Annotated in this window: 25 protein-coding genes and 1 riboswitch; of the genes, 7 read left to right on the top strand and 18 right to left on the bottom strand. The window is 60.5% G+C overall.

Annotated elements, in window-relative coordinates; genetic code table 11:
• The first annotated feature begins 32 nt into the window (after positions 1–32).
• Both leuD and leuB read left to right on the top strand, forming a co-directional pair.
• Positions 33–638, top strand: coding sequence for a 3-isopropylmalate dehydratase small subunit (gene leuD / locus N7578_RS22130; protein WP_311112361.1), 606 nt, complete (start codon positions 33–35; stop codon positions 636–638).
• A gap of 228 nt (positions 639–866) precedes the next feature.
• On the top strand, positions 867–1,979 hold the full coding sequence (gene leuB / locus N7578_RS22135) for a 3-isopropylmalate dehydrogenase (RefSeq protein ID WP_311112362.1): 1,113 nt from the start codon (positions 867–869) through the stop codon (positions 1,977–1,979).
• Here the strand turns inward: leuB and N7578_RS22140 are convergent.
• From N7578_RS22140 to cobA, 3 genes are all read right to left on the bottom strand, one after another.
• Complete coding sequence (locus tag N7578_RS22140; RefSeq protein ID WP_422646739.1) at positions 1,960–3,159, bottom strand: cytochrome-c peroxidase; 1,200 nt, start codon at positions 3,157–3,159, stop codon at positions 1,960–1,962. The two genes, leuB and N7578_RS22140, sit on opposite strands and share 20 nt — an antisense overlap.
• Before the next feature lie 190 nt (positions 3,160–3,349).
• A complete protein-coding gene (locus N7578_RS22145) occupies positions 3,350–4,666 on the bottom strand; it encodes a cobyrinate a,c-diamide synthase (protein WP_311112364.1) in 1,317 nt (438 codons plus the stop codon).
• Positions 4,663–5,451, bottom strand: a complete 789-nt coding sequence (gene cobA, locus N7578_RS22150) for a uroporphyrinogen-III C-methyltransferase (RefSeq protein ID WP_311112365.1) — start codon at positions 5,449–5,451, stop codon at positions 4,663–4,665. Before cobA ends, N7578_RS22145 begins: the two co-directional genes overlap by 4 nt.
• Before the next feature lie 58 nt (positions 5,452–5,509).
• On the opposite strand from cobA, the gene N7578_RS22155 reads away from it, so the two are divergent.
• Positions 5,510–6,640, top strand: a complete 1,131-nt coding sequence (locus tag N7578_RS22155) for a cobalt-precorrin-5B (C(1))-methyltransferase (RefSeq protein WP_311112366.1) — start codon at positions 5,510–5,512, stop codon at positions 6,638–6,640.
• On the opposite strand, the gene cobM is transcribed toward N7578_RS22155, so the two are convergent.
• Genes cobM through cbiE form a run of 3 tightly spaced genes read right to left on the bottom strand, consistent with a single transcriptional unit; the run spans position 6,595 to position 9,010 of the window.
• Complete coding sequence (gene cobM / locus N7578_RS22160; RefSeq protein WP_311112367.1) at positions 6,595–7,368, bottom strand: precorrin-4 C(11)-methyltransferase; 774 nt, start codon at positions 7,366–7,368, stop codon at positions 6,595–6,597. The genes N7578_RS22155 and cobM overlap by 46 nt on opposite strands.
• On the bottom strand, positions 7,365–7,742 hold the full coding sequence (locus tag N7578_RS22165) for a cobalamin biosynthesis protein (RefSeq protein ID WP_311112368.1): 378 nt from the start codon (positions 7,740–7,742) through the stop codon (positions 7,365–7,367). The genes cobM and N7578_RS22165 overlap by 4 nt, the downstream gene beginning before the upstream one ends.
• The gene (cbiE, locus tag N7578_RS22170) at positions 7,739–9,010 is read right to left on the bottom strand and encodes a precorrin-6y C5,15-methyltransferase (decarboxylating) subunit CbiE (protein ID WP_311112369.1); all 1,272 of its coding nucleotides are present in this window, start codon (positions 9,008–9,010) and stop codon (positions 7,739–7,741) included. The genes N7578_RS22165 and cbiE overlap by 4 nt, the downstream gene beginning before the upstream one ends.
• Between cbiE and N7578_RS22175 the strand changes: the two genes are divergently transcribed.
• Positions 9,009–9,776, top strand: a complete 768-nt coding sequence (locus tag N7578_RS22175) for a cobalt-precorrin-6A reductase (RefSeq protein WP_311112370.1) — start codon at positions 9,009–9,011, stop codon at positions 9,774–9,776. The genes cbiE and N7578_RS22175 overlap by 2 nt on opposite strands.
• On the opposite strand, the gene N7578_RS22180 is transcribed toward N7578_RS22175, so the two are convergent.
• Genes N7578_RS22180 through N7578_RS22210 form a run of 7 tightly spaced genes read right to left on the bottom strand, consistent with a single transcriptional unit; the run spans position 9,743 to position 18,076 of the window.
• On the bottom strand, positions 9,743–10,504 hold the full coding sequence (locus tag N7578_RS22180) for a precorrin-3B C(17)-methyltransferase (protein ID WP_311112371.1): 762 nt from the start codon (positions 10,502–10,504) through the stop codon (positions 9,743–9,745). The two genes, N7578_RS22175 and N7578_RS22180, sit on opposite strands and share 34 nt — an antisense overlap.
• On the bottom strand, positions 10,501–11,283 hold the full coding sequence (locus N7578_RS22185; RefSeq protein ID WP_311112372.1) for a precorrin-2 C(20)-methyltransferase: 783 nt from the start codon (positions 11,281–11,283) through the stop codon (positions 10,501–10,503). Before N7578_RS22185 ends, N7578_RS22180 begins: the two co-directional genes overlap by 4 nt.
• The gene (locus tag N7578_RS22190) at positions 11,280–11,912 is read right to left on the bottom strand and encodes a precorrin-8X methylmutase (protein ID WP_311112373.1); all 633 of its coding nucleotides are present in this window, start codon (positions 11,910–11,912) and stop codon (positions 11,280–11,282) included. The genes N7578_RS22185 and N7578_RS22190 overlap by 4 nt, the downstream gene beginning before the upstream one ends.
• Positions 11,909–13,267 carry a precorrin-3B synthase gene (cobG, locus tag N7578_RS22195; protein WP_311112374.1) on the bottom strand — a complete coding sequence of 453 codons (1,359 nt, stop codon included), beginning with the start codon at positions 13,265–13,267 and terminating at the stop codon, positions 11,909–11,911. The genes N7578_RS22190 and cobG overlap by 4 nt, the downstream gene beginning before the upstream one ends.
• A complete protein-coding gene (cobN, locus tag N7578_RS22200; RefSeq protein ID WP_311112375.1) occupies positions 13,264–16,614 on the bottom strand; it encodes a cobaltochelatase subunit CobN in 3,351 nt (1,116 codons plus the stop codon). The genes cobG and cobN overlap by 4 nt, the downstream gene beginning before the upstream one ends.
• 2 nt (positions 16,615–16,616) lie before the next feature.
• The gene (gene cobW, locus N7578_RS22205; protein ID WP_311112376.1) at positions 16,617–17,654 is read right to left on the bottom strand and encodes a cobalamin biosynthesis protein CobW; all 1,038 of its coding nucleotides are present in this window, start codon (positions 17,652–17,654) and stop codon (positions 16,617–16,619) included.
• Entirely contained in the window at positions 17,651–18,076 is a 426-nt protein-coding gene (locus tag N7578_RS22210; RefSeq protein WP_311112377.1) for a DUF1636 family protein, read from the bottom strand. Before N7578_RS22210 ends, cobW begins: the two co-directional genes overlap by 4 nt.
• Positions 18,077–18,195: 119 nt before the next feature.
• Positions 18,196–18,407, bottom strand: a riboswitch (cobalamin riboswitch).
• A 135-nt stretch (positions 18,408–18,542) separates the two neighbouring features.
• Between N7578_RS22210 and cobO the strand changes: the two genes are divergently transcribed.
• Both cobO and N7578_RS22220 read left to right on the top strand, forming a co-directional pair.
• A complete protein-coding gene (gene cobO, locus N7578_RS22215) occupies positions 18,543–19,160 on the top strand; it encodes a cob(I)yrinic acid a,c-diamide adenosyltransferase (RefSeq protein ID WP_311112378.1) in 618 nt (205 codons plus the stop codon).
• Positions 19,161–19,164: 4 nt separating this feature from the next.
• On the top strand, positions 19,165–20,622 hold the full coding sequence (locus N7578_RS22220) for a cobyric acid synthase (protein ID WP_311112379.1): 1,458 nt from the start codon (positions 19,165–19,167) through the stop codon (positions 20,620–20,622).
• Here N7578_RS22220 and cbiB read toward each other — a convergent pair.
• The gene (gene cbiB, locus N7578_RS22225; protein WP_311112380.1) at positions 20,609–21,574 is read right to left on the bottom strand and encodes an adenosylcobinamide-phosphate synthase CbiB; all 966 of its coding nucleotides are present in this window, start codon (positions 21,572–21,574) and stop codon (positions 20,609–20,611) included. The genes N7578_RS22220 and cbiB overlap by 14 nt on opposite strands.
• On the opposite strand from cbiB, the gene cobD reads away from it, so the two are divergent.
• A complete protein-coding gene (cobD, locus tag N7578_RS22230) occupies positions 21,573–22,619 on the top strand; it encodes a threonine-phosphate decarboxylase CobD (protein WP_311112381.1) in 1,047 nt (348 codons plus the stop codon). The two genes, cbiB and cobD, sit on opposite strands and share 2 nt — an antisense overlap.
• On the opposite strand, the gene N7578_RS22235 is transcribed toward cobD, so the two are convergent.
• From N7578_RS22235 to N7578_RS22250, 4 genes are read right to left on the bottom strand one after another with little or no spacing between them, the layout of a single operon-like run.
• On the bottom strand, positions 22,601–23,878 hold the full coding sequence (locus N7578_RS22235; RefSeq protein ID WP_311112382.1) for an L-fuconate dehydratase: 1,278 nt from the start codon (positions 23,876–23,878) through the stop codon (positions 22,601–22,603). The two genes, cobD and N7578_RS22235, sit on opposite strands and share 19 nt — an antisense overlap.
• A 34-nt stretch (positions 23,879–23,912) precedes the next feature.
• A complete protein-coding gene (locus N7578_RS22240; protein ID WP_311112383.1) occupies positions 23,913–24,242 on the bottom strand; it encodes an L-rhamnose mutarotase in 330 nt (109 codons plus the stop codon).
• A 12-nt stretch (positions 24,243–24,254) separates the two neighbouring features.
• Positions 24,255–25,385, bottom strand: coding sequence for a mannitol dehydrogenase family protein (locus N7578_RS22245; RefSeq protein ID WP_311112384.1), 1,131 nt, complete (start codon positions 25,383–25,385; stop codon positions 24,255–24,257).
• Complete coding sequence (locus tag N7578_RS22250) at positions 25,382–26,392, bottom strand: zinc-binding alcohol dehydrogenase family protein (protein ID WP_311112385.1); 1,011 nt, start codon at positions 26,390–26,392, stop codon at positions 25,382–25,384. The genes N7578_RS22245 and N7578_RS22250 overlap by 4 nt, the downstream gene beginning before the upstream one ends.
• Positions 26,393–26,395: the final 3 nt, after the last annotated feature.

Raw genomic sequence — 26,395 nt, forward strand, 5'->3', positions numbered from 1 at the left:
CTGTTTTGTTCAAGAGAATTCCGGAGCGACAGATGGAAAAGTTCACCAAGCTGACGGGCGTGGCTGCCCCTATGCCGGTCGTCAACATAGACACCGACATGATTATCCCGAAGGACTACCTGAAGACCATCAAGCGCACGGGTCTTGGGAAGGGTCTGTTCGCGGAGTCGCGTTACCTTGAAGACGGTACGCCGAATCCTGATTTCGTGCTGAACAAGCCGGCGTACCAGAACGCCCAGATTCTCGTTGCTGGCGACAATTTTGGCTGCGGTTCCTCGCGCGAACACGCGCCATGGGCGCTTCTCGATTTTGGCATCCGCTGCGTGATTTCCACCAGCTTCGCCGACATCTTCTACAACAACTGTTTCAAGAACGGCATTCTGCCGATCGTCGTCAGCCCGGAAAACCTGGAAAAGCTTCTGGATGATGCGTCGCGCGGCTCGAACGCCGTTCTGTCCGTTGATCTGGAGCTGCAGGAAATCAGCGGCCCGGACGGCGGTACGATCTCGTTCGAGATCGATGAGTTCAAGCGTCATTGCATGCTGAACGGCCTCGACGACATCGGCCTGACGCTGGAGCATTCCGGCGCGATCGATACCTTCGAAAAGACGAATGCCTCTGTCCGTCCCTGGGCGTAAACAGTCTTTGCACCTTATGAAAGCCGGTCATGGAACGCAAAAGCGTACCGGATCGGCTTTTGCTTTGCTTGAAAAGCCCCTCCACCAGCGATAAGAAGCCCCACCCCGTCCAGACCGCCCATGTTTCGGCAGAAGCGGAGCAGGACGGCAAAAGAGTTTCATGTCGCGTCCACCGTTGACGAAAACCTCGTCTGACGTTTTCCGGTGCGCCGCCCAAGGAGGGTTTCCATGACTGTTCGCACGCTTTTCCTGCTGCCCGGAGACGGTATCGGCCCCGAAGCCATGGCCGAAGTCCGCAAGCTGATCGCCTATATGAATGACGAGAAGAATGCCGGGTTCAAGGTCGAGGAAGGTCTGGTCGGCGGCTCCGCCTATGACGCCCATGGCGTTGCGATTTCCGATGCCGACATGGAGAAGGCTCTGGCCGCAGATGCGATCCTGTTCGGCGCGGTCGGCGGTCCCAAGTGGGACGGCGTGCCTTACGAACATCGCCCGGAAGCGGGTCTGCTGCGCCTCCGCAAGGATCTCGAGCTGTTCGCCAACCTGCGCCCCGCCATCTGCTACCCCGCGCTCGCTGCCGCTTCCTCGCTGAAGCCGGAGCTGGTCGAAGGCCTCGACATCCTGATCGTCCGAGAACTGACGGGCGGCGTGTACTTCGGTGAGCCGAAGCAGATCATCGATCTCGGCAACGGCCAGAAACGTGGCATTGACACGCAGATCTACGACACATTCGAGATCGAGCGCATCGCAAGCGTCGCTTTCGAGCTGGCCCGCACGCGCGACAACCGCGTCTGCTCGATGGAGAAGCGCAACGTCATGAAGTCCGGCGTTCTGTGGAACCAGGTTGTCACCGAAACCCATGCGGCAAAGTACAAGGACGTCCAGCTTGAACACATGCTGGCCGATGCTGGCGGCATGCAGCTGGTGCGCAAGCCCAAGCAGTTCGACGTCATCGTCACGGACAACCTCTTCGGCGATATGCTCTCCGACGTAGCCGCGATGCTGACCGGGTCGCTCGGCATGCTGCCGTCTGCGTCACTTGGCGCACCGGACGCGAAGACCGGCAAACGCAAGGCCATGTACGAGCCGGTTCATGGCTCCGCGCCGGATATCGCCGGCAAGGGCATTGCCAATCCGATCGCCATGATCGCATCTTTCGCCATGTGCCTGCGTTATTCGTTCAACATGGTCGATGAGGCAACGACATTGGAAACAGCAATCGCCAACGTACTCGACAAGGGTATTCGCACCTCCGACATCATGGCGGAAGGTTCCCGTCAGGTCAGCACTTCGGAAATGGGTGACGCGGTTCTCGCCGAGTTCAAGGCCCTTTCGGCGTAACGGAAGACGATACAGCCCGGGCGGGCACTATTTCCGCCTGCCCGGGCTCTTTCGGCAGAAGATGTTCATACCGCCTGTCGGTCAGCGTCTCCAGGAACGCAACAACGGCGTCCACCCGTTTGTCGTCCAGCGCCGGTGCCGAGGTGAGTTCCTCCATGGCGATGTTTTCCGGCACTTCCGGCACATCCCACTTTTCGCCGGTTTCCGGGTTGATCTGACGGCTCGTCTTCTTGCTTTTGTACTTCACGTAAAACAGCACCACGGTGCGCAAATCCTTGAAGACCCCGTTGTGCATATAGGGGCCGGTCACCGCGACGTTGCGTAATGTCGGCACCTTGAATTTCCCGCGGGTTGACGGATCCCCCCCCACAGCAGGGTTCTGTGCAAGACCGAGATCGACCGTATCCGCCTTCGAACCGTTCACGGCGCGAACGGGCCCGTTGGCGGGAACACCGATATTGAAGTATTTGTGGTTGGTGAAAAGCCCGTCTTCCAGTCCCTTTGAACCACGAATTTCATGGCAGAGATTGCAGTTGGTGAACTGCGTCGACGACATCAGCACCCGCCCCAGCTCTTCCTGATCGGTCAGTTTTTCCTCACCACGCAGGAACCGGTCGTATTTCGAATCGAAGGTGGAAAATTCGTCGGACCGCTCAAAACTCGCCAGCGCCTTCGTCATTGCGGCGTAGGCGTCGTCATCCGAGTTGAACACATTAGCCCCGAACCGGCTGCCGAAGGCCGCCACATAGTCCGGATTTTCCTTCAGTCGCTTCACGACCGAAGATTTGTCCGGCATTCCCATCTCGACCGGGTTGAGGGGTGGCCCTTCAGCCTGAGCCTCCAGCGAGCTGGCGCGCCCGTCCCAGAACTGTCCACCCACGTAGTCTCCCGCTTCATTCTTGCCGAAAGGCGGTGAAAATTTCGCGTAGGCCGCAGTTGGCGCATTCCGGTCGCCCAACGACACCCCATCGTCGCCCAAAGAAACATCCCGACCAACCTTTCCCGCCTCTCGCGCATCCGAAAAACCCGCAGCCTGCATATGGCAGGTGGAGCAGGCCATGGTGCGGTTCATGGAGAGGTTGGCATCATCGAACAGCGCTGCGCCGAGTTTTTCAAGCGTCGCGTAATCCTCGCCACCATGCGCGCGCAGGCTTTCCAACCCGGCCCTGACCGGCGCCATGGCAAAGATGGAAGCAAGGACGATAGAAGCGAGATATCCGGATCTGGTCATCGGTATGGCACGCTGCGGGAAAAATACGCGATCAACGCACGCCTTATAACACTTCGCCTTTTCCGCGCCCACAAACTTTCACGATAGAGTCCAGTTTGTCGCAGGCTGGAGTTCCGCTCGATAAGCGAACAAGAAAGTCTCACGCGCCTTTTGCGATGGCGTGGAAGAAACTGCCGGAAACAAGCCCGCGCCTGCCGCCCGATGCACCGATCGGGCGCCCCTGCCCATCGGCGAGCTCCGCAAAAGGCTCATCCCGACCCGAATCCGTCACACGTGCATAGTGGAATTCGTGACCACGCAAAACCTCATCGGCCTTGCCAAGCGGTCCATCCGTGATGATCCTGACCTGCCGATAACCGAGGTTCATCTTGCGCTTGGCAAAACTGGTCGAGTGCGAAAGCAGCCCCGTCATGGCGTGCGTGACGCCATCGGCATCTTCCAGCATCTCGCCAAGCACCATGTAGCCCCCACACTCCCCATGGACCGGCTTTTCCGCGGAAAACCGGGCAAGACCAGCCTTGAAATTCAGCGCGTTTGCAAGCGCCCCAGCGTGCAGTTCCGGGTAGCCGCCCGGCAGCCAGCAGATGTCGCAAGCATCATCCGGCGCCTCATCGGCAAGCGGCGAGAAGGGAATGATTTCCGCTCCGACCGCACGCCAATGGTTCTTGAGATGCGGGTAAAGAAATGTGAAAGCCGCGTCATCCGCCAACGCGATCCTTTGACCGGGCGGCGCGATTGCCGCACCCGTGAGACCAGCGGGTACATCGACAGGCACGGCGAGGGAAAGAAGCGCATCAAGATCGATGGCTTTCTCCATCGCGTCCGCCAGCCTTTCGATATGCGCGTCTATCTCCGGATGCTCACTGGCCTGCACCAGCCCAAGATGCCGCTCCGGCAGAACAAGCGATGGGTCGCGCATCACGCATCCCAGCACCGCAAGACCGCCCTTTTCAATGGCCTCTGAGCAGAGTGTGCGGTGCCTTTCGCTTCCCGCACGATTGAGCACCACCGCCGCCATTTTGACTGACGGATCGTAATGCGCAAAACCGTGAGCAATCGCCGCCGCCGTCTGCGACTGGCCGGAAACATCGAGAACCAGAAGCACCGGAATACCGAACAGGCGTGCCAGATCGGCGGCCGAACCGCTACGGTTTTCAGCAACCGGAATTCCATCGAACAGGCCCATGGCACTTTCGATGATGATGAGGTCCGCGCCATCGGCCTGTTCGAGCAGAAGATGCCGCAAAAGATCGGGCTGCATGGCCCAGCTGTCGAGATTGAGGCCCGGCGAACCGGTGGCGAAGGCATGAAAGCCGGGGTCGATATAGTCAGGCCCGGTCTTGATGCCGCGGACCTTCACGCCACGTCGGGCGAAAGCGCGCAACAGGCCGATGGTGACGCTGGTCTTGCCGGATCCGGAACGCGGCGCCCCGATGATAATCGCGCGTGCCGTCATGAACCGGAAACCCCAAGGCGATCGCGCGCGGAAACGATATCGCCGATCACGATCAGGGCAGGGGCTACAAAATTTTCCCGCTTTGCATCGTCGGCTATGTTTTTCAGCGTGCCGATAAAAATTCGCTCCTGCGCCGTCGTCGCGGACATGATGACGGCAACTGGCGTCTCGCCGGAACGCCCACCCGCCATCAACAGTCCGGAAATCGTCGCAATGTTTTTCAGCCCCATATAAACGACGATCGGCTCTTTGGTTTTCGCAAGCGCCAGCCAGTCCAGGTCATCGTCGGTACCCGCAGCATGGCCAGTGGCAAGCGTGATCGCCCGGCTGATGCCCCGCATGGTCGCCGGGATGCCGGCAGCAGCAAGTGCGGTGAAGGAGGATGTCATACCCGGCAGCACACGGAAGGGGATGCCCGCTTCGCAGAGCGCCTCGACTTCTTCGCCACCGCGTCCGAAAATGAAGGGGTCGCCGCCCTTGAGCCGCAGCACCTTCTTTCCCTGTCGCGCAAAATCGATCAGCGAGGCGGTGATATCGTCCTGAGTTGCAGATGGCTTGCCGCCGCGCTTGCCCGCAAAAACGATTTCTGCCTGTGCGCCAAGCGCAAGAACCTCGTCGCTGACCAGAGCATCGCGCACAATCACATCCGCCTGCCCGATAGCCAGGGCGACGTCCAGCGTGAGATAACGCACGTCCCCCGGTCCCGCTCCTGCAAGCCAGACGTGACCGGCTTCGAAGACCGGGCCTTTTTGGGCGATGTTTTCCAGAACTTGCGATATCGACATTCTTGCTGCTTGCTCTTTACCGATGACGGCGAAACCGGTCCCGGCTATAGGAATTCATATGGAAACGGATGGAAAGACCCTTCGCCGCGGCTGGACCACGGGCACTTGCGCGGCAGCCGCCACGAAAGCGGCGTGCGTTGCCCTTCTCACCGGCGAGTTTCCTTACCCTGTCGAGGTCGAACTTCCAAGCGGTGCGCGACCGGCATTTGCGCTCGCCACGCAGGAAAAGGGCGAAAATTTCGCCATGGCGGGCGTCGTCAAGGATGCAGGCGACGATCCAGACGTCACCCATGGCGCATTGATCGAAAGCACCGTCCGGCCGGGAAAGCCCGGAAGCGGCATCGTTTTCAGGGCTGGAAACGGGGTTGGCACGATCACGCGCCCGGGCCTGCCCCTGCCGCCCGGCGAACCGGCCATCAATCCCGTTCCACGAAAGATGATCGAAACCGCCATTCACGAAGTCGCGGGCGAGGGTGCAGATTTCGAGGTGGAAATCTCCGTCCGGGACGGAGAAAAACTGGCGGAAAAGACGTTGAACGGGCGCCTTGGCATCGTCGGCGGCATTTCCATTCTCGGCACCACCGGCGTCGTCATACCATTCTCCTGCTCGGCGTGGATTCACTCCATCTGGCGCGGCATTGATGTTGCCCGCGCAACCGGCCTGACCCATCTCCTCGGCGCAACCGGCGATACCTCCGAAAAGGCGGGACAGGCGCTCTACAGTCTGCCGGAAACCGCCCTCATCGACATGGGCGATTTCATCGGCGGCATGCTGAAATATCTCCGCAGCCACCCGGTCGAAAGGGTGACGATTGCCGGCGGTGTCGCCAAGATGACAAAGCTCGCGCAGGGCATGCTCGACGTTCATTCGAAGCGCGGACTTGCCGATCTAGAAGCACTCGCCGAACTGGCGATCAGTGCCGGTGCGGACGATCGGCTTGCAAACGAAATCCGTCAGGCAAACATGGTGGCCCACGCTTTCGAACTGGCGGAGGATGCAGGAATAAACCTCGGCAATATCGTTGCTGAAAAGGCCTGGATCACAGCCGCTGCGGCGTTGAAAGAGCCAGGAATCGCCCTCGATATTCTGGTGTTTGACAGGCAGGGCAACCTCAAAGGCCGCACGGCCCCCACGCCATCCGATCACCCCTCGGCATTTTCTTTTGGCGACCGGAACCGGCGAACGTAATCGGCGCTATAGAGCGCGCTTTCGCGGAAATCCTCCGAAGCCAGCCCGCGCCCGACGAAAATCATCGCCGTCCGCTCCACCGGTTCGGCCGCAAGCCTGCCTTCGATATCGAAGAGCGTGCCACGAATGACCCGTTCCTCCGGCCAGGAGGCACGCACGACGATGGCGACCGGGCAATCCGCGCCATAGAGCGGCGTGAGGTCTTCCACCACCTTGCCGATGGCGTGAATGGCAAGGTGAATGGCGAGCGTCGCTCCCGTTGCACCGAAAGCTTTCAGGGTTTCCGTCTCTGGCATCTTCGAGGCGCGGCCGGAAACGCGGGTCAGCACAAGGCTCTGCGCCACTTCGGGAACCGTCAGTTCCCGCTTCAGCGTCGCCGCTGCGGCGGCGAAGGAGGGAACGCCAGGCGTCACACTATAATCCAGTCCCAACCGCTCCAGACGGCGGATCTGTTCGCCCATGGCGCTCCAGACGGAAAGATCGCCGGAGTGCAGTCGCGCGACATCCTTGCCTTCACTGGCAGCCCTGACGAATTCCGCTTCTATCTCGTCCAGCGAGAGCGCTGATGTATCGATGATACGTGCGCCCGGCGGGCAATAGTCGATAAGCGCCTTCGGCACGAGCGATCCCGCATAAAGGCAGACCGGGCAGACCGCGATCAGATCGCGCCCGCGCACCGTGATGAGATCGGCAGCCCCCGGACCCGCACCGATGAAATGAACCGTCATTCTTCGTCTCCTGAAGTGGCCAAGGCCACCGTAATATCGCCAATCACGGCCCGCGGGGCGATCAGCCTTGAACTCGTTCCCAGTGCCGCAAGCGCCGAAGCTTCGCTGAGACAGGGGGAACTGGAATGTTTCACACTTACCTCCGATCGGGTAACTGTGCGATTGCCTGCCTGTTCGAAATCGGCCTGCGCCACCACGACGAAGGCCATGTTGAGAATGGTCGCAGCCTCCAGCAAACCCGGCTCGTCGGCCTTTACAGGCGCCGTCGCGATGAAATCGATCTTGACCTGATGCGCCTCGGAAATCTTGCCCAATGCAGCCATGATCGCTTCTGCGCTGACACCCCTCCGGCAACCTATGCCCGCGACGATCATCCTTTTTTATCCAACGGTTTCGTCCAGTTCCATTGCGTCACAGGCATGGCGGGTTTCCAGCCGGTCATCGAACCGACCGCCGATGCGCGCGACACATCCAGCCGGATCAGCGATCCGCCAAGCCGTGCCTGCGCCGCCAGCAGGATTGCCTCCATTTCCAGCGTCACGGCATTCGCAACCAACCGCCCACCGGGCTTCAAGGCCGTGATGGCGCCGTCAAGGACTCCGGTTTCGCTGCCGCCACCACCGATAAAGATAGCATCAGGCTCTGGCAGACCTTCGAAAGCATCGGGTGCGGCACCGATCAGGATCTCAAGCCCTGGAACACCGAAGGCTTCCGCATTACGTGCAATGCGCTCGGCGCGCTGGCTGTGCTGTTCGATGGCAATGGCTTTCAGTGACGGGTGTGACAGCATCCATTCGATACCGATGGAGCCGGAACCCGCGCCGATGTCCCACAGGAGTTCGCCGTGCCGCGGCGCAAGCGACGACAGCGTAACGGCGCGAATTTCGCGCTTGGTGATCTGCCCGTCATGCTCGAACAAGGCGTCATCCAGTCCGCTGACATAAGACAGGACACGCGCATTCTCATCCGCAACGACCTCGATCGCCACGACATTCAGCGGATCGACAGCCTCGAAGCTGAAATCCGCTGCCTTGGTGCGCCGCAACTGTTCGCGCTTGCCGCCGAGCGCTTCCAGGACAACAAACGCCGAGCGCCCGAAACCACACTCCGAAAACAGCCCCGCAATAAGAGCAGGGGCCTTCGCGTCCGATGTCAGCGCAATGATTCTGGCGCCGGGATGGAGATGCGGCCGGATCAGATCGATGGAACGACCATGCAGCGACACGCATGTCACAGATTGCAACGCCCAGCCAAGGCGGGATGCCGCCAGCGAAAAGGCGGACGGAGAGGGATAGGATACGGTTTCTTCCGCCGCGATCTTTCGCAAAATCGTGACGCCGGCGCCATAAAGGAAAGGATCGCCGGAGGCGAGAATGCAGACTTTTTGACCGCGAAGCGCGACAACATCGGCCACATCCACATCGAAGGGTATGGGCCACGCCCTTGCTTCACCCTTGATCGACGCCGACGCAAGTTCCAGATGCCGCTTGCCGCCGAACACGACAGCCGCTTCTTCGATGGCGCTGCGGGCGTTATCCCCAAGGCCGGAAAGCCCGTCTTCGCCAATCCCGACAATCGAAAGCCAGGGCAATTTTGCCTTTTCAGTGGAAGCCCTGTCCGTTCCGGCATATTCAGAGGTCATGACACGCTCCATCCTGATCCTCGGTGGCACAACGGATGCCCGTCTTCTGGCCGGAAAGCTGGCAGAAGACTCCCGCTACTATATTCTTTTGTCGATGGCCGGCCGCACCCGCACGCCGGTAAAGCAGCCGGTGCCAACCCGGACCGGCGGCTTTGGCGGCCCTGCCGGACTTGCGGATTTCATCAGGGCCGAAAAATTCGACATTCTGGTAGATGCGACCCACCCTTACGCCGCGCGCATATCGCGCAACGCGGCGCAAGCCGCAGCTCTGGCTGAAGTGCCGCTGGTCGCGCTGGATCGTCCGGCATGGCAAAAGCAGCCGGGGGACATGTGGCAAAGCGTGCTTTATACGGACGAGGCAGTCTCCATGCTCGGTACCGCCCCCAGACACATCTTCCTCGCGCTTGGACGCCAGGAGTTGCTGCCCTTCGAAGCAGCCCCGCAACATCATTACCTGATACGCAGCGTTGATCCGGTGGAGCCGCCGCTGCACTTGCCGAACACGCGCTATATCACGGCACGCGGACCCTTTGCTCTGGATGACGAAATGGCCATGCTGAGGGACAACGGAATTGAGGCCGTGGTGTCGAAGAACTCCGGCGGCGATGCATCCTATGGAAAGATCGAGGCTGCGCGACGCCTTGGCATTCCCGTCATGATGATCGAGCGGCCGGAACGCCCCGACGTCCCCACGGTACCGGATATCGAGGCTGCGCTGGCCGCCATCCGTCATCAGCTTTCCCTTGCGGAAAAACGCGGCGAATAAACCAGCGACGGCTGGCCTTCACGGACAATCAGCCGGGTTTCGACAGAACCGACGATGATGCAGGTGGCCATGTCCGCCATGTCGCTGTGCGCTTCCGACAAGGGAACCACGCGCATCCGCTCATCCGGACGGCCCGCGGCACGACCGAAAATCACCGGCACGCTTCCCGGCAGATGAGCGCGCAGGATGTCGAACGCAGTGGTTAGTTGATGCGGTCGCGCCTTGCTGACGGGATTGTAAAACGCCATCACGAATCCGGCTTCCGCCGCCGCAATCAGACGCTTTTCAATGATGCCCCAGGGCTTGAGATTGTCGGAGAGCGAGACAGCGCAAAAATCGTGACCGAGGGGTGCGCCCGCGCGTGCGGCGACAGCCAGCATGGCCGTGACACCGGGCACGACGGAAAATTCGATATTGCGCCATTCGGCAGGACCGCCTTCCATCGCCTCGCACACGGCGGCCGCCATGGCAAAAACACCCGGATCGCCGCCGGAAACGACACAGACGTTGCCACCGGATGCGGCAAGTCTCAGCGCCTGCCCGGCGCGCGAGATTTCCTCGCGATTGTCGGATGCGTGGCGACGCTGATCTGCACGAAGCGACAGGCGGTCGAGGTAGGGAATATAACCGAAGAAGTCCTCTGCCGCTTCGACAGCAGCCAATGCCTCCGGCGTGATCTGCTCCAGATTGCCGGGACCAAGGCCAACGACCGTAAGCCTGCCTGTCATGGCGCGTCCTCGGACAAGGGACGGTCTTTCCAGCCTGGAACGAGCACCAGAGAGAAATAGGGCGCGGGCGAGCCGTCCCGCTCGATAAGCCGCAGCGCCTGACCGTTCTCCATGGTGCCGCGCTCGACATACAGCGCGCCTTCCAGTTTTCCCGCCTTTTCAAGCGCCCGGCGAATTTTCGGCAGGTTGCGCCCGACTTTCATGATGACCGCGCCATCCGTCCCGGAAAGACGCGTGGTCAACGTCTCCTCATCGAGCGTGCCGGGAAGGACACTGAGGATATCATCACCCTGAACGAGCGGCAGTCCGGCCATGGACCAGCAGCCGGACATGGCGGTGATGCCCGCCACGACTTCCGCCGGATAGGACGGAGCAAGACGCAGGTGCAGATGCATGTAGGAGCCGTAAAACAGCGGATCGCCTTCCGACAGCACCGCCACGTTGCGCCCGGCATCGAGGTGCGCGGCAATATCCTTCGCCGACTGATCAAAAAAGGCCGCAATGGCCCCGCGATAGTCGTCTCCGTTCTTGTCGCTCTCAACGGTAACGGGATAGACGAGCGGCATTTCCAGCGTGCCGGGTCGAATGAAGGCTTCGACGATGCGGCGTCCGTTACCCGTGCTGCCCTTCTTGCAGAAGAATGCGACGACATCGGCCGTGTCGATGGCCCGCACCGCTTTCAGGGTCAGCAGTTCAGGATCGCCCGGACCGGTGCCGACGCCAACCAGTTTGCCTTTCAGCGCCTTCTGCGGCGTCGGCTCCAAAAGTGCTGCACTCATAGACCGGCCCTCGCAATGGCATTGACGGCAGCAGCCGTCATGGCTGAACCGCCCATACGACCCTTGACGATGGCGTAGGGAATGCGGAGACCGCTTTCCTCGAGCGCATCCTTGGATTCCATGGCGCCAACGAAACCGACCGGCATACCAATGATGGCGGCAGGACGGGGCGCTCCCTTCTCCAGCATCTCCAGAAGATAGAAAAGTGCGGTCGGCGCGTTACCGATGGCAACGAGCGCACCTTCCATCTTGTCGGCCCACAGATCGAGAGCGGCCGCAGAACGGGTATTGCCAATTGCCTTCGCAAGCTCCGGGGTGCGCGGATCGCGCAAGGTGCAGATCACCTCGTTTCCGGCTGGTAGACGGGCTCGGGTAACGCCGTGTGACACCATCTCGGCGTCGCATAGAATGGGTTTCCCCCCCGCAAGCGCGCCACGCGCCGCCGACACGAAATCCGGAGAAAAGCGGAAATGCCGTGTCGCTTCCACCTGTCCGCACGCGTGGATCATACGGATGGCGATATCCGCCTGCTCTGGCGTGAAAGCCGAAAGATCGGCTTCTTCGCGGATGATGGCGAAGGAGCGCTCATAGATCGCATCGCCGTTGCGGATATAGTCGTATTCGGTCATCGGTCATCCTGTCGGAGCGCCGCGCCAACCTTTTCCCTGCCCAGACGGACAAACAGGCTGCGGGCATTTTCCCCGGGCTTATGTTCTTTTTCGTAAAGTCGGGCAAGCCGCGAAAGCGCAGCCTGTAGGTCATGAAGCGGCAAAACAACGTCCGGCGCATCGGAAACACGGCCCGACAGCGAAAAAGACAGTCCTTCGGGCGAGCCGGAAAAGGCAAGAAGCGAGGCGGCAGGGTGGGCGCATCCCTTGCCGCAACCGGACAAATGCAGCGTCAGCGACCCATCCAGCAGCGATGCGCATTCCCTTGCTGCAAAGGCCGCGAGTTCATGGGTTGGAATAAAGGCCGAGGCGCACGCAGGCGAACCGGAGCAGACTGCAATGGAAGATCGCGGATCGTTATCCGAAACGATGAAACCGGACACTTCGGCGTGGGCCATCAGAGCCTCGCATTGCTCCCGATCACCGAAGAAAAACAAGCCATGCGCCGGACCTGGCCTGATCGCACTGATACCGGCAATCGATGCGTATCGGCAAAACGCCGAAAGGGAATCGGCTGCGAGCTGTCCGAAAGCCGGTGCGACGCCAACAGCAAAACGATCACCACCCACATCCATCAGGCCATAAGGCGATTGTGGCGCGCCGGATGGCGCGTCGATCGACGGCTCAAGCAGCACGTCGCCACAAATGGAGCGCACGGTATTGCCATCCAGATCGCGCCCCCGCGCAAGTGTTCCGCCTGCAGCAAGATGAGACAGAAGCGCGATAGCGGCGTCGACAGCATGTTCGGGAAGAAGCCGTCCGACCCTCAATGCCTTGCCTTCCGATCCACCCAACATCAGATGCCAGAATATCTGTCCATCGATCCGCTCAGCCTTGAGACGGATATCGGCAAGAAGATCACCCATCCCGACATGCCCGCCACCATCGACGATAACGGACATTTTTGCGGCAACCCGCCCATGCAGACGTAACGCCGATGATCGTTCACGAATCAGGCTCACAAGTGGAACCGGATCAGCCACTTCCAGAGCATCCCGACCGCCAAGCGGCGACGATTCAACTGCCAGTCCTTCCCGAACGGGCAAACCGAGTGCCATGACGTCGTTTTCGAGCACGCAAGCACTTGCGGCTGTCAAACCACGAAACTGCAGCCCGCCGCGCGCGGTAACATCAATCAAACCATTGCCGTGGCGGGTGGTCAGCTCGCAGAGATCGATCAGGTCCTGCGGCGAGATGTCGTCGGTGAAAGCTACACGGGACAGCAGTCCGTCGCCGGTCTGCATTGGCGCAGACAAGGCCGGGCAGAGGCCGCGACGGGAAAACGGCTGAACGGGATCGACACGTGCCGCTCTCATGCCCTCACCCTCTCCCCACGCGGAACGATCAGCATTTCCAGCTCGGCATCCACCGCATTGCGACGGCTGTGCCACAGGTTACGGCGACGGGCAGACAGAAAACGCTGCGCCATGACTTCGGCCGCCTGCGGATTTTCCCGCAGGATGAAATCACGCACCGCCTCGTCACCAAAATAGGCATCGTACAATGCTTCGATCAGTGAAGAAGAAACGGCATGCGTGGTTTCGGCAAAGCCGATCAACCGGTCCACGGTTTCGGCAAACTCTGCCGCACCACGCGGACCATGCCGCATCTGGCCAGCGATGAAACGCGGATTGATGGCGCGGGCACGAACCACACGCGTGATCGCCTGCGCGATTGAGCGCGCACGAGGACGGGCAGGATCGGTGGTATCCAGCGCCACGATATCGGCCGCCTGCCCAAGCAACGCCTTGGCGGCGGCAAATCCACCGATGAAAGCCACGTCCGACGATCCGTCCAGCAGATCGCGCCCAGGATCGTCGCCCGTATGGACCAGCAATTCGGCCTTTTCGACCTGTGAAGCAAAACCGGCATCTTCGGAAACATCGAGGCCGTCCGCGCCACCGAAGGCATGGCTGGCGGCCTCCAGATAGGTGCGGCCGAGGCCCTCGCGCTCATCCCAATTGCCGCTTGCGAGTTTTTCCTCGATTCCGGCGCCATAGGTGCCCGGCGCGGAGCCGAAAATACGAGCCGGAATGGACCCAAGCGCCGCAGCCTCTTCCGCCAGCGGATTGTCGCCCGGCGCCTCTTCCCGTCGCGCAATCACTTTCGCAGCAGCGTCCAGCAGGGCAATCAGCGCCGGAAACATGTCACGGAACAAGCCGGAAATACGGAAGGTCACATCGACGCGCGGACGCCCGAGCGCCGCCGGTGGCAGAACCTCGATGCCTGTCACGCGGCCTGTCCCCGGATCATAGGTGGGACGCGCGCCCATCAGATGCAGCGCCTGAGCGACGTCTTCACCGCCATTACGCAGCGAAGCCGAGCCCCAGAGATCGAACACCAGATGTTTCGGCCAGTCGCCATGACTTTGCAGATAGTGGCGAAGCACTTCCTCCCCCGCCATGCGGCCCAGCTCAAACGCCGTCGGCGTCGGCATGGTACGGGGATCGGCAGCATAAAGGTTACGACCCGTCGGCAGCACATCGAGACGGCCACGCGCAGGAGCACCGGAAGGGCCGGGCTTTATATGCTGGCCATCAAGCGCCGCAAGCAACGCCGACTTTTCACCGGCAGCACTTTGCAGTCGCAGCGGATCGGTTTCACCCAACGCACTGCGGCCAAAAATATGCTGGCCGTCCTTGATGGCAAAATCCTTCAGGTCACAGAGAAAAGCATCGATACGGGAAAGCGCCGTATCCGCATCGTCCTGCGTGTCGACCCCTGCATCGGCCGCAAGCCCTGTATCGCGAGCCTTTTCGACAATCAGTTTCGCCAGCCGGTCACGACGGCGACGGTCCAGTCCGTCCGCCTGCGCATATTCGTCTACGAGCTGTTCAAGCGCCGCGTGATCCGAAGAAAGACCGGCATCAACGAGCAGGGGCGGGACATGACCGATGGTAACCGCAGCAATGCGGCGTTTGGCGACCGCTGCCTCACCTGGATTCGAAACGATGAAGGGATAGATGACCGGCAAAGCGCCTGCGACGATTTCTGGAAAGCAGCTGCCGGAAACCGCAACGGTCTTGCCCGGCAGCCATTCCAGCGTGCCGTGCGCGCCGACATGCACGATGGCATGGGCATCCAGTTCCCTCTGCATCCACGCGCCGAACGCCGTGAGCGCGTGACGGGGCGGAAGGGCCGGGTCGTGATAATCGACCCGCCGATCTTCGTTTCGGCCGCGATCCGGCGCAAGAGCGACTATGACCGAGCCGAAGTTGGCGGCACGAAACCGAAATGCTCCGTCAACAACGGCCTCGTCCTGCCCAGAACCGCCCCACGTGGCTTCGAGCGCAGAATTCGCGTCGTCCGGCAATGTCGCGCGAAACGCCTCATAGGTGGAAAGGTCGATCCGCGCCCGCTCCTGCTCCACCCGGTCAAGCAAGGCACGCGCCGTCTCTGGAATATCCGACACGGAATATCCCGCAGCCTTCAGGTCGCGCAGCATTTCCAGAACGCTTTGCGGAACGTCCAGCCCGACGGCATAGCCCGTTCGCCCCGGCGCAGCCCCAGGATAATCCGGCATCAGGATTACGATACGGCGATCTTTGCGCAGCGTCTGTTTCAGCCGCAGGAAAGCGGCAATGCGGTTCGCGACCTGCTCGACACGATCCGGCTCCGGCACGTTGACAGGCGCCGAACCGCCCTGCGCACCGGGCCGCTTGAACGACAGAACTCCTGCCAGTATCCGGCCATCCAGCTCAGGCAGGACCACATGCATGGCAAGGTCGGAAGGATTGAGGCCACGCGCGTTTTCTGCCCAACCATCGCGCCGGGTCGTCGCCATGATGACCTGAAAAACAGGCGCACCAAGCCGGTCGAACAGGGTTTTGCCTTCTCCATCCACTTGGCTGGCAAAGGCAGTCGCCGCAATGATCGCCGCTGGCTTAACTCTCGGGAGCACCGTCTCCAGAAAACGGATCGCATCGGCATCCTTCAGACCGCTCACAAAGATCGGCAGCGGTGCGAATCCGCGATCACGCAGAGCTTTAAACAACGCGTCGACAGGCGCCACATCCAATGCCAGTAGCATGGAACGGTAAAACAGGATCGGCAGCACCGGAGCATCTGGCTCAAACCCTTCAAGGGCTAGGTCTTCACCGACAAAGCCTTCATCCGGCCGGTAAAACCCGGCTCTGGGCAACGGTTGAGGTGCAACCTGCGGCCAATCACCGCCTTCTGCCAGAACCGCAAGCCCACCTGCGAGACGATGCATGTTTTCACTCCCTCCTTCACGAAAGAAGGAAAGGATGCCGGCAAGGGTTTGACCATCAACGGTCGACGCCGCTTCAAGCTTGTCGTCGCGCTCGCTGCACTCACCCGGCAGAAGCGCGAGCTTTATTCCGCGCCTCCGGGCCATCTGAGCCAGCTGATCCACACCGTAACGCCAGCGATCGGCGCCACCGAGAATCCGGATAAGAATAAGCTTTGCATACTCAGCCGTTTTTTCGATCCACAGATCGACCGACATCGGATGCCGAAGCTCGGAAAGATTGGCAGTCACAAGACTGGGCGGCTTTGCCCCATCTTTCAGCCATGCCCTTTCCAGCCCGGCAAGATCGCTGGCCGAAAAGGACAGAACCACGACATCCGCCTGGCGCTGGTTGAGATCAACCGGCTCGATCAGGTCGTCCAAAGACGAGGATGTCGTGGCAAGGATATGCATGGTTACGCGGCCAGCATCTGTTCGATTTTCTCGCGGTTCAATCCCTTTTCACCGATGACCACCAGACGGCTGCGGCGTGTCTCACCGGGCGCCCACGGGCGGTCGTAATAATGGTTGACGCGGCTGCCGACCGCCTGCACCTGAAGGCGCATCGGCTTGGCGGAAACCTCGATGAAACCCTTGATGCGAAGCACGTTTTCCGCAGCAGCCGTTTCCGCGATCCGTACGGCCAGCGCTTCCGGATCCGCGACTGCCGGCAGGTCGATGACGAAGCTGTCGAAATCATCATGGTCGTGATCGTGCTCTTCGTCGTGATGGGTGTGCCGGTTTTGGATGTCTTCCTCCACCGCAAGCCCCAGACCGATCAGCACGGCGGGGTCGATAGCGCCGTTCGACGCCACGACGATCTTTGCCGCCTTCGGCAGATGTTCGCCAATATGTGCCTTCGCACGCTCCAGCCCGGCCGCATCCAGCAGATCGCCCTTGGTCAGAACGATGAGATCGGCGCAGGCGATCTGATCCTCAAAAACCTCTTCGACCGGATCATCATGGTCAAGTGCCTCGTCCTTTGCGCGTTGTTCCGCAAGTGCTTCCAGATCATGCGACACCATGCCTTCAGCCAGCGCTGCGCCATCGGCAACGGCGACCACCGCATCGACCGTGACCCGGCTCTTGATTGCCGGCCACTGGAAGGCCTGTACGAGCGGCTTCGGCAAGGCGAGGCCGGAGGTTTCGATCAGGATGTGCTCCACCTTTGGCTGGCGGCTGAGAATCTGTTCGATGGCAGGCTGGAAATCGTCCGCCACCGTGCAGCAGATGCAGCCGTTGGCCAGCTCGACGATGTTTTCTTCCGGGCAGCTTTCAATGCCGCAGCCCTTGAGGATTTCGCCGTCGATACCGACATCGCCGAATTCGTTGACAATGATGGCGAGACGCTTGCCATCGAGTTTTTCGAGAAGACCGCGCAGAAGCGTGGTTTTGCCCGCGCCAAGAAAGCCGGTGACGATGGTGCAGGGAACGCGGTCCAGATGGGTGCTCATTTTATCTCCTCGGTAAAATCGAATGGGGGAATGCGCGCAATCATACCGCGCTTCAGACTGTCGGGACGCCCGCGCCAGGGCATCAGCCCATCGGGAGCGGAGGCAAGCAGGCGCGCGCCGGTCAAAAGATCCTCGGCATTGTCGGGTGTCAGCCCGCCGAACACATAGGACCAGCCATCGACGCCGCGCAGAACGGCGCTCAGGCCACGTTTGCAATTGGCGAGGCAGTTGACACTGCGGACCTCTATGCCCGCGCCACGTGCCTTTTCCGCCGCATGCTCTGCGAGAATGGAACCGGGACGCGGCTCGATATTCAGGTCATTGGCATCGCGGCAGCTTCGGCACACGAATACGACCACGCCGGAAGCCGCAAGGTCTTCCGCTTTATCGTTCTGCCTTGACGACGTGACTGCACTATCCAAACCGTTTTCGCTTTCCGCGCCTTCAAATGTTTTGGGGGTGCGCACATCGAAAACGGCACGCAGATCATGCGCAACCGCTTATCCGATTTCGGCGACTGGCCGGAGCACCCCGCCCGGCAGACGTTTTTTGCATGAGCGGCAGGTCTCCTGGCTCGCGGCTCTCTACCCGTTTGACACCGCCTTCCCGAACAGCTCTGTCCAGTGGCTTCACGGTGCGGGCTTACCGCTTACAGTTGCGGGGGCAGCCACGGATTGCCCCATATGGGATTGAACCGTGTTCCCTCTTAGCTTTTCCCGTTGCCGGGAAAAGACCGTCAGCCCGATACACTTAGGCTGAACGCTGCCTGCGGTCAATGCTGCGCCGTTCCGGCTGGCGGATTGCCGGGTGCGGCAAATTGGGTATAGTCGCCGCTTCGAAAAGGGCTGACCGGTCCTGTCCACTGCCCAAAAAACAGGAAAATGCATCATGACCCGCGAAATCAGCGACACCGACGCCGAACGTCACCGGCAGAAGATGGTGAACCGCAAAGCGGTGCAGGATGCCGAGGTTGCCGAAAAGACCGTCGAAAAGGGTCTGCTGATGGTCAATACCGGCCCCGGCAAAGGCAAATCCACGGCGGCCTTCGGCCTTGCCCTGCGCATGCTTGGCAATGGCAGACGCGTCGGCGTGGTGCAGTTCATCAAGGGTGCATGGTCCACCGGAGAACAACAGGCGCTCAGCCTCTTTGGCGACAAGGTTGAATGGCGCACCATGGGCGAAGGTTTCACGTGGGACACGCAGGATCTGAAACGTGACGTCGCGGCGGCAACCAAGGCTTGGGAAGAGGCGAAGACCCTGATGGCGGACGAAAGCATAGGCCTTCTGATCCTTGACGAACTGAATATCGCGCTGCGTTACGACTATCTGCCCTCGGAGGAAGTCGTTGCGACGCTTCAGAACCGCCGCCCCGATCTGCATGTCATCGTCACCGGCCGCAACGCCAAGCAGCCACTGATCGATGCTGCCGATATGGTCACGGAGATGAGCCTCGTCAAACATCACTTCAAGGCAGGCGTGAAGGCGCAGGCGGGAATAGAGTTCTGATCGGATGACTGCACGCGCCATCATGTTTCAGGGAACCGGCTCCGACGTCGGCAAATCGCTGATGGTGGCGGGGCTGGCACGCGCCTTCGTGCGGCGTGGCCTGACCGTCATGCCCTTCAAGCCACAGAACATGTCGAACAACGCGGCAGTTACCGCAGATGGCGGCGAGATCGGCCGTGCACAGGCGCTCCAGGCACGCGCCGCGGGCGTTCCCCTGTCGGTTCACATGAACCCGGTGCTGCTGAAGCCGCAGAGCGAAACTGGCGCACAGGTCATCGTGCAAGGCAAGATCGCTGGAAATGCAAAGGCAGCGGATTACCAGCGCCTGAAGGCCGGGTTGATGCCGCATGTTCTCGACAGCTTCGAACTGCTGAAAGAAAAGGCCGATATCGTCCTGGTGGAAGGCGCAGGCAGCGCATCTGAGGTCAACTTACGCGCCAACGACATCGCCAATATGGGGTTTGCGCGCGCTGCAGACGTGCCGGTGATCGTGATCGGCGATATCGACCGCGGTGGCGTCATAGCAAGCCTCGTCGGCACCGGTGCCGTGCTCGATGATGCAGACGCAACGATGATAAAGGGCTTCATCGTCAATCGATTCCGCGGCGATCCGACCCTGTTTGATGAGGGTATGCGGATCATAGCAGACAAAACCGGCTGGCGTTCCGTCGGCCTTCTTCCGCATTTTCCTGATGCCGCACAGCTTCCCGCCGAAGACGCTCTTGGTCTTGCGGGCGCCCAGCCCAAAAAATCAGGTGCAAAAATCCGCATCGCCGTTCCGATCCTGCCGCATATTTCCAACTTCGACGATCTCGATCCGCTGGAAATGGAGCCGGATATCGAACTGGTCCGCGTTCGACCGAGCGACGTCATCCCCGGCGATTGCGCGATGGTCCTGCTCTGCGGCTCGAAATCCACGATTGCCGATCTGAACGTACTGAAGACATCCGGCCTGGATATCGACATCAAGGCGCATCTGCGCCGGGGCGGCCACATAATCGGCCTGTGCGGCGGGTATCAGATGCTTGGAAAGACTGTTTCTGACCCAGCCGGTATTGAAGGCTCACCGGCAATGATCGACGGCCTTGGGCTTCTCGACGTGGACACCATTCTGACCGGCGACAAGCGGCTCGTCTCGGTTGCCGGAAAGAGTTTCGACGGTATTTCTTTCACTGGCTACGAGATGCATGTCGGGAAAACCACTGGCACCGACTGCGCACGGCCTTTTTCCACGATTGGCGGTCATGGCGAAGGCGCGACGTCATCAGATGGGCGGGTTTTCGGGACCTATATCCACGGTCTGTTTGCCGATGACACCCAGCGAAGTGCCTGGTTGCAGCGGTTGGGTACGGAAAGCTCGCGTCTCGATTACGAAGCACGGATCGATGCGGTGCTGGACAGGCTGGCGGAACACATGGAAACGCATCTCGATCTCGACGCGCTGCTCGCTATAGCGCGATAATCAGCGCCAGAACGCCGAAAAGACCGATCAGCAAGGCATCGGCAATGCGCGCCAGTTTCAACGCCCGGCGAATATCCGCCGCCGCCAGATCCCGGCGTCCTCCCTCTCCCATGAAACGAGCTTCGATCATCTGTCCGCCATAGGAGCGTGGACCGGCAAGCGCAAATCCGAGCGCACCGGCAAGTGCCGCCTCCGGCCAGCCCGCATTGGGAGAACGATGATGGCGCGCGTCGCGGAAAATCGCGGCGACCGCCTGACGTGGCGACGCACCTTTCACAAAAAACGCGGCGATAACAAACAGCAGACCGGTCAGCCGCGAGGCGGGCAGATTGACGAGATCATCCAGCCGCGCCGCAGCCCAGCCGAAAGCCTCATGCCGAGGCGAACGATGCCCGACCATGCTGTCGGCCGTGTTGATCGCCTTGTAGCCCGCTCCACCCGGCAGGCCGAGAAACCCGAGCCAGACGGCGGGAGCCACGACGCCATCGGAGAAGTTCTCTGCCAGACTTTCGATGGCAGCACGGCACACGGCCGCTTCATCCAGCTTGTCAGGATCGCGCCCGACGATCATCGAAACCGATTTGCGACCACCATCCAGGCCCTCACGCTCAAGTGCTGTCGCCACCGCAGCGACGTGCTGCTCCAGGCTCTTCTGCGCCGGAAGCGAAGCTCCCACCAGCGCAGCAAGCAGAAGTCCGACAGGCAGCAAAAGCAGGACGGACTGGACAAACCATGAGAGAAAAACCGTAGCGCCCAGAAAAACAGCAAGCGCAGCGACGCCCATCGCCTTGCGCCGCGAAAATGAATCATCCTCCCGGTTCCATTTTCTGTCGAGCAGCGCGATAAGCGAACCGATCCACGTCACCGGATGGCCGATCCGCTTGAAAAGCCAGTCCGGGTAACCGATCAGACGTTCGATGACGAGCGACAAAAAAGCGAGAGCGAAGAACATGGGCGACAACGTACCAGAAAAGGCGCAACCTGCGATCCGTCATGGCGGCAATCTCGGTCGCGCACGCCGGATGTTTCCGCGGGCGCCAGAACCTTGGATCGACCTGTCGACAGGGATCAATCCGCACTCCTATCCGCATTCGCCCATTCCCGCCAGCGCATTTGCCCGTCTTCCGGAGCCGGACACGCTCCATGAACTGAAACGGCGGGCAGCGGCAAGTTTCGCCGCGCCGTCTGCCGATCATATCGCGGCATCACCCGGCACACAGATGCTGATGCCGCTTCTGGCGCAACTGGCGCTGGATCGCGGAGCAAGAAGAGGAGGCGTTCTTGCCCCCGCCTATGCCGAACATGCCCGCACTGCCCGGATGGCTGGCCTGCCCGTGACGGAAGTTGAGAACATCGACGACCTCTTTGCCTGTGATTACGCAATCGTCGTCAACCCCAACAACCCGGACGGGCGGGTCATGGATCGCGCAATGCTTCTGGCTCTGGCAACCTCGATGAAGGAAAAGGGCGGTTTGCTTGTTGTCGACGAGGCTTTCATTGAAACCGGATGCGCCGAAAGCCTGGCCAGTTCCGCCGGGCATGACGCACTCATCGTACTACGCTCTTTCGGCAAATTTTACGGCATGGCCGGCGTGAGGCTCGGTTTTGCAGTGAGCAGTCCAGAGATAGCGGCCGATCTTGAAGCAAGACTCGGCCCATGGGCCATTTCCGGCCCTGCCTTGCATATCGCAAGGGAAGCACTGGCAGACCGGAGCTGGCAGGACGTAATGAGACTCCGGCTAAGAGATGACGCTGGGCGCATCAATATGCTCTTGCAACGCGCCGGACTGCAAGTTGTTGGCGGAACGACGCTGTTCAGGCTGGTCAGGGACAGCAGGGCAGCTCGGCTGTTCGAACATCTTGGGCGGCACGGAATACTGGTGCGTATCTTTGACGAAAGGCCGAACGATGCACGTTTCGGCCTTCCCGGAAGCGAAGAGGAGTGGCGGCGCCTCGAAGAAGCGCTGTCCACATTCGATCAGCCTTCGAACGTGTAGGTCTCGATCGATTCCGGCTTCATTTCGATGGAGAAGCCCGGCAGCTTCGGCGGCATGTAGGCCGCATTGCGAATATCGCACGGCTCGATGAAGTGTTCGTGCAGATGATCGACATATTCGATCACGCGGCCTTCCTTCGTTCCCGAAACGACGAGATAATCGATCATCGACAGATGCTGCACATATTCGCAAAGACCGACACCACCGGCATGCGGCCAAACCGGAAGGTTATACTTCGCGGCAATCAGCAGCACGGCCAGAACCTCGTTCAGCCCACCCATGCGGCAGCTATCGATCTGCACGACATTGATCGCGCCTTCGGCGATGAACTGCTTGAACATGATGCGGTTCTGGCACATCTCTCCCGTTGCCACCTTCACCGGTCCGATGGCCTCACGTATCTTGCGGTGACCCGCAATATCATCGGGGCTGGTCGGTTCTTCGATGAAGAACGGCTTGGCGAAGGCGAGTTTCTTCACCCAGTCGATCGCCTGATCCACTTCCCATACCTGATTGGCGTCGATCATCAGATAGCGATCCGGGCCGATAACTTCGCGGGCGATGGTCAGACGGCGGATATCGTCTTCGAGATCGCGCCCGACCTTCATCTTGACGTGATTGAAGCCGGCATCGATAGCCTCCTGGCAAAGACGGCGCAGTTTCGCGTCGTCATAACCGAGCCAGCCGGCGGAGGTCGTGTAGCAGGCGTAGCCTTCCTTCTTCAGCGTCTCGATACGGTCCTTTTTGCCGCTTTCGGCTTTTTTCAGGATCGCCAGCGCCTCGTCGCGCGTCAGCACATCCGTCAGATACCGATAGTCAACGATATCGGCGATCTCTTCGGCGCTCATATCCGCCACAAGCTGCCAGACCGGCTTACCTGCCTTCTTGGCAAGCAGATCCCAGACGGCATTGACGACGGCACCGGTGGCAAGGTGCATGGCGCCCTTGTCCGGTCCGATCCAGCGCAGTTGACTGTCGCTGGTCAGATGACGCCAGTACTTGCCGGGATTTTCGAGAACCGTGGCAAGATCGGTGCCCACGACCAGATGCTCCATCGCCTCGATGGCCATGCAGCAGATATCGTTGCCGCGGCCGATGGTGAAGGTCAGCCCGTGACCTTTCAAACCCGGCTCATCCGTATCGAGGATGACGTAAGCCGCCGAATAATCCGGATCGGGGTTCATCGCATCGGAGCCATCAAGGCTTTGAGACGTGGGAAAGCGCAAATCGAAAACGCGCAGATCAGTAATCTTGGTCATGGCCGTTCACTCGCGGTCAGGGGTCACTCATGGGTTAGTCGTGATGGAAAACGTTTTCCATCATTGCCCACCACTCGCCATCCTTCCGGCTTTCGAGCGGCTGCTGGCAGGGAATGGTGAAAGACCACCACTCCCGGTTCTTTTCGCTGGCAGCCATCTTGGCCATATCGGCATCGAAATCCGTGCCGTGATAGTCCCAGGTGCCGAACAGCAGATTTTCCGGCTCACGCAGGAAAATCGTGTAGTTGCGGATGTTGCAGTCGCTGATCAGCGCCAATACCTCCGGCCAGACTGCAGCATGTAGCCGCTTGTATTCCGCTATCATCTCCGGCTTCACGCCAATGACCATTCCCATGCGTTGCATTGCTTTGTCCCGTTACCTGATGGTCGCCAGCCCTGCGTGAAGCTTCGGCTGCGGCAGATTAAGCTGCAGACGCTCCGCCCAGGCGATGACCGGGGCGAAACGTCGGCGTTTCTTTTCGTCGTGATTGACGGCGATATCGGCAAGCCGGTGTGCCAGAAACGGATTCAGGATACGCTCGCGCACGGCATCGACGTACGTTTTTGCTTCTTTCCCGAGTCCCTCGGCAGCGAAGATAGGCAAAACCTCATCGCGCCACACGGTTTCAAGATCGGCAGCCAGAACCGCGTCCTGCATCGCCTCACGCACTGTTTCATCCGGTGAGCGGCCGTCCTGCTGCCACCGCTCCGCGAGGTAGGAATGCCCGAGATTGAGCAGGAACAGCTTCAGCGTCTCATAACGATCGAGATCATCCGTCAGCACGATCGAGGGATGGGTGCAGGGAAGGGTGAGGCCATCCTGCTTTTCGATTGCCCAAAGCGCGTAGGGTTCCGCCACCGCCCCGACGGGATCGATGGGCTCGGAGACGATACGGTCGACAAGACTGTTTGCAAAACGGCACTTCTCCGTGAGGTAGAAGGCAAAACCGGCTGGTAAGCTCCAATCGTCGGCCAGATCCCGAACAATGGCTTTCAACCTGTCGCCGTTGCGGGGAACGAGCTCGCACGGGAATATGGACACCGGCGCTTCCGGCGCACCTTGAAAACGTTCGAGCAGCAGCATGCACAGCTTTGCCGGAAAACTCTTAGGCACGGAGTCGAAATCTGCAGCCAGATGAGGTCCATCGGAAGGATCAAGCTCGTAGCCGCGATCGCCCGTATTCGAGACGATGACGTCCGCTTTCAAGGCGATCTGCCGAACCTCGGCCCAATCGCTTGCGGCGGTCAATGCCCTCGCAACGGCACGGCCCGCACATTCCTCATCGATAACCTGCCCGTTATGCAGTCCGCGGATCCGGACGGGATAACCGTTTTCCCCGCCCAGCGCCTTGACGCGCTTGGCGCTTTCAGCACTACCGGTCGTCTGAACGACCGTAACACGGCCAAGGGCTTGCCCCTTCGCCAGCGCTTCGGAAATGAAAAAATCCACATGCGCCAGCAGAAAACGGCTGGTGCCGAACTGCAGGATGGGCGTTTCGACCATCATGCGACCTCCACCATACCCTTGATGACACCGGCTTTCGGATCGGTGAGACCGGAAAACTTCAACGGGACCTCGGACAGCGCCATTCGATGCGTGATGAGCGCTTCGGGCACCTTGCCAGAACGCAGTGCTCCAAACACCTGCTCGAAATCTTCCGGCGTCGCATTGCGGCTACCCAGCAGAGTGGTTTCACGTTTGTGAAACTCCGGATCGTGGAAGCTTATATCGCTGGCCACGATGGAAACCAGCACATAGGCACCACCATGGCCGACGAACGAAAAGCCCCGTTCCATTGCCTTGGGATTGCCGGTGGCATCGAAAACCACATCGAAGAAATCGCCTCCGGTAAGCTCTGACAGGGCTTCACTGTCGCCTTCGCCGAGCGAAACGGTATGCGGCACGCCGAGATGTTCCTTGCAGAACGCCAACCGGTCCGCCCGGCTGTCGATCATCGTCACCACGCCGCCGTTCAGCACGGCAAAAACGGCAACCGCCATTCCGATCGGTCCGGCCCCGACGATCAGAACATGCTGGCCCGCCTCGACTGCACCACGGCGCACCGCATGCGCACCGATGGCCAGGAATTCGCTCATCGCCGCCTGATCGAGCGTCAGGCCTTCGGCCTTCAGCACGAATTGCTGCGGCACGCTTAGATATTCCACCATGCCCCCGTCACGATGCACGCCGAGCACACCGATATTGCGGCAGCAATTGCTTTTACCCTTGAGGCAGGCGCTGCAGTGGCCGCAGGAAATGTAAGGAATGATCGTTACGACATCGCCCTGTGACAGGCCACTGCCGTCCGGAGCTTCCTCGACCGTACCGGACAGCTCATGCCCCATCACCCGGGGATAGGAAAGGTAGGGCTGGTTGCCGGTGAAGATATGCAGGTCCGTACCGCAGACACCGACTCGACGGATACGCACCAGAACCTCTCCCTCGCCGCGCGACGGTTTCGGCAGTTCACGGGCAGTCAGTTGGCCAGGGGTATCGCAGAAAATTGCCAGCATGTT

The sequence above is a fragment of the Agrobacterium tumefaciens genome (genome assembly GCF_031801495.1).
GTDB classification, from domain to species: domain Bacteria; phylum Pseudomonadota; class Alphaproteobacteria; order Rhizobiales; family Rhizobiaceae; genus Agrobacterium; species Agrobacterium tumefaciens_K.

Bases quoted from the DNA above. Each gene is read 5' to 3' on its own strand.
- leuD (WP_311112361.1), top strand. From the start codon at position 33: ATGGAAAAGTTCACCAAGCTGACGGGCGTGGCTGCCCCTATGCCGGTC.
- leuB (WP_311112362.1), top strand. From the start codon at position 867: ATGACTGTTCGCACGCTTTTCCTGCTGCCCGGAGACGGTATCGGCCCC.
- N7578_RS22140 (WP_422646739.1), bottom strand. From the start codon at position 3,159: ATGGCGCCGGTCAGGGCCGGGTTGGAAAGCCTGCGCGCGCATGGTGGC.
- N7578_RS22145 (WP_311112364.1), bottom strand. From the start codon at position 4,666: ATGACGGCACGCGCGATTATCATCGGGGCGCCGCGTTCCGGATCCGGC.
- cobA (WP_311112365.1), bottom strand. From the start codon at position 5,451: ATGTCGATATCGCAAGTTCTGGAAAACATCGCCCAAAAAGGCCCGGTC.
- N7578_RS22155 (WP_311112366.1), top strand. From the start codon at position 5,510: ATGGAAACGGATGGAAAGACCCTTCGCCGCGGCTGGACCACGGGCACT.
- cobM (WP_311112367.1), bottom strand. From the start codon at position 7,368: ATGACGGTTCATTTCATCGGTGCGGGTCCGGGGGCTGCCGATCTCATC.
- N7578_RS22165 (WP_311112368.1), bottom strand. From the start codon at position 7,742: ATGATCGTCGCGGGCATAGGTTGCCGGAGGGGTGTCAGCGCAGAAGCG.
- N7578_RS22175 (WP_311112370.1), top strand. From the start codon at position 9,009: ATGACACGCTCCATCCTGATCCTCGGTGGCACAACGGATGCCCGTCTT.
- cbiE (WP_311112369.1), bottom strand. From the start codon at position 9,010: ATGACCTCTGAATATGCCGGAACGGACAGGGCTTCCACTGAAAAGGCA.
- N7578_RS22180 (WP_311112371.1), bottom strand. From the start codon at position 10,504: ATGACAGGCAGGCTTACGGTCGTTGGCCTTGGTCCCGGCAATCTGGAG.
- N7578_RS22185 (WP_311112372.1), bottom strand. From the start codon at position 11,283: ATGAGTGCAGCACTTTTGGAGCCGACGCCGCAGAAGGCGCTGAAAGGC.
- N7578_RS22190 (WP_311112373.1), bottom strand. From the start codon at position 11,912: ATGACCGAATACGACTATATCCGCAACGGCGATGCGATCTATGAGCGC.
- cobG (WP_311112374.1), bottom strand. From the start codon at position 13,267: ATGAGAGCGGCACGTGTCGATCCCGTTCAGCCGTTTTCCCGTCGCGGC.
- cobN (WP_311112375.1), bottom strand. From the start codon at position 16,614: ATGCATATCCTTGCCACGACATCCTCGTCTTTGGACGACCTGATCGAG.
- cobW (WP_311112376.1), bottom strand. From the start codon at position 17,654: ATGAGCACCCATCTGGACCGCGTTCCCTGCACCATCGTCACCGGCTTT.
- cobO (WP_311112378.1), top strand. From the start codon at position 18,543: ATGACCCGCGAAATCAGCGACACCGACGCCGAACGTCACCGGCAGAAG.
- N7578_RS22220 (WP_311112379.1), top strand. From the start codon at position 19,165: ATGACTGCACGCGCCATCATGTTTCAGGGAACCGGCTCCGACGTCGGC.
- cobD (WP_311112381.1), top strand. From the start codon at position 21,573: ATGGGCGACAACGTACCAGAAAAGGCGCAACCTGCGATCCGTCATGGC.
- cbiB (WP_311112380.1), bottom strand. From the start codon at position 21,574: ATGTTCTTCGCTCTCGCTTTTTTGTCGCTCGTCATCGAACGTCTGATC.
- N7578_RS22235 (WP_311112382.1), bottom strand. From the start codon at position 23,878: ATGACCAAGATTACTGATCTGCGCGTTTTCGATTTGCGCTTTCCCACG.
- N7578_RS22240 (WP_311112383.1), bottom strand. From the start codon at position 24,242: ATGCAACGCATGGGAATGGTCATTGGCGTGAAGCCGGAGATGATAGCG.
- N7578_RS22245 (WP_311112384.1), bottom strand. From the start codon at position 25,385: ATGATGGTCGAAACGCCCATCCTGCAGTTCGGCACCAGCCGTTTTCTG.
- N7578_RS22250 (WP_311112385.1), bottom strand. From the start codon at position 26,392: ATGCTGGCAATTTTCTGCGATACCCCTGGCCAACTGACTGCCCGTGAA.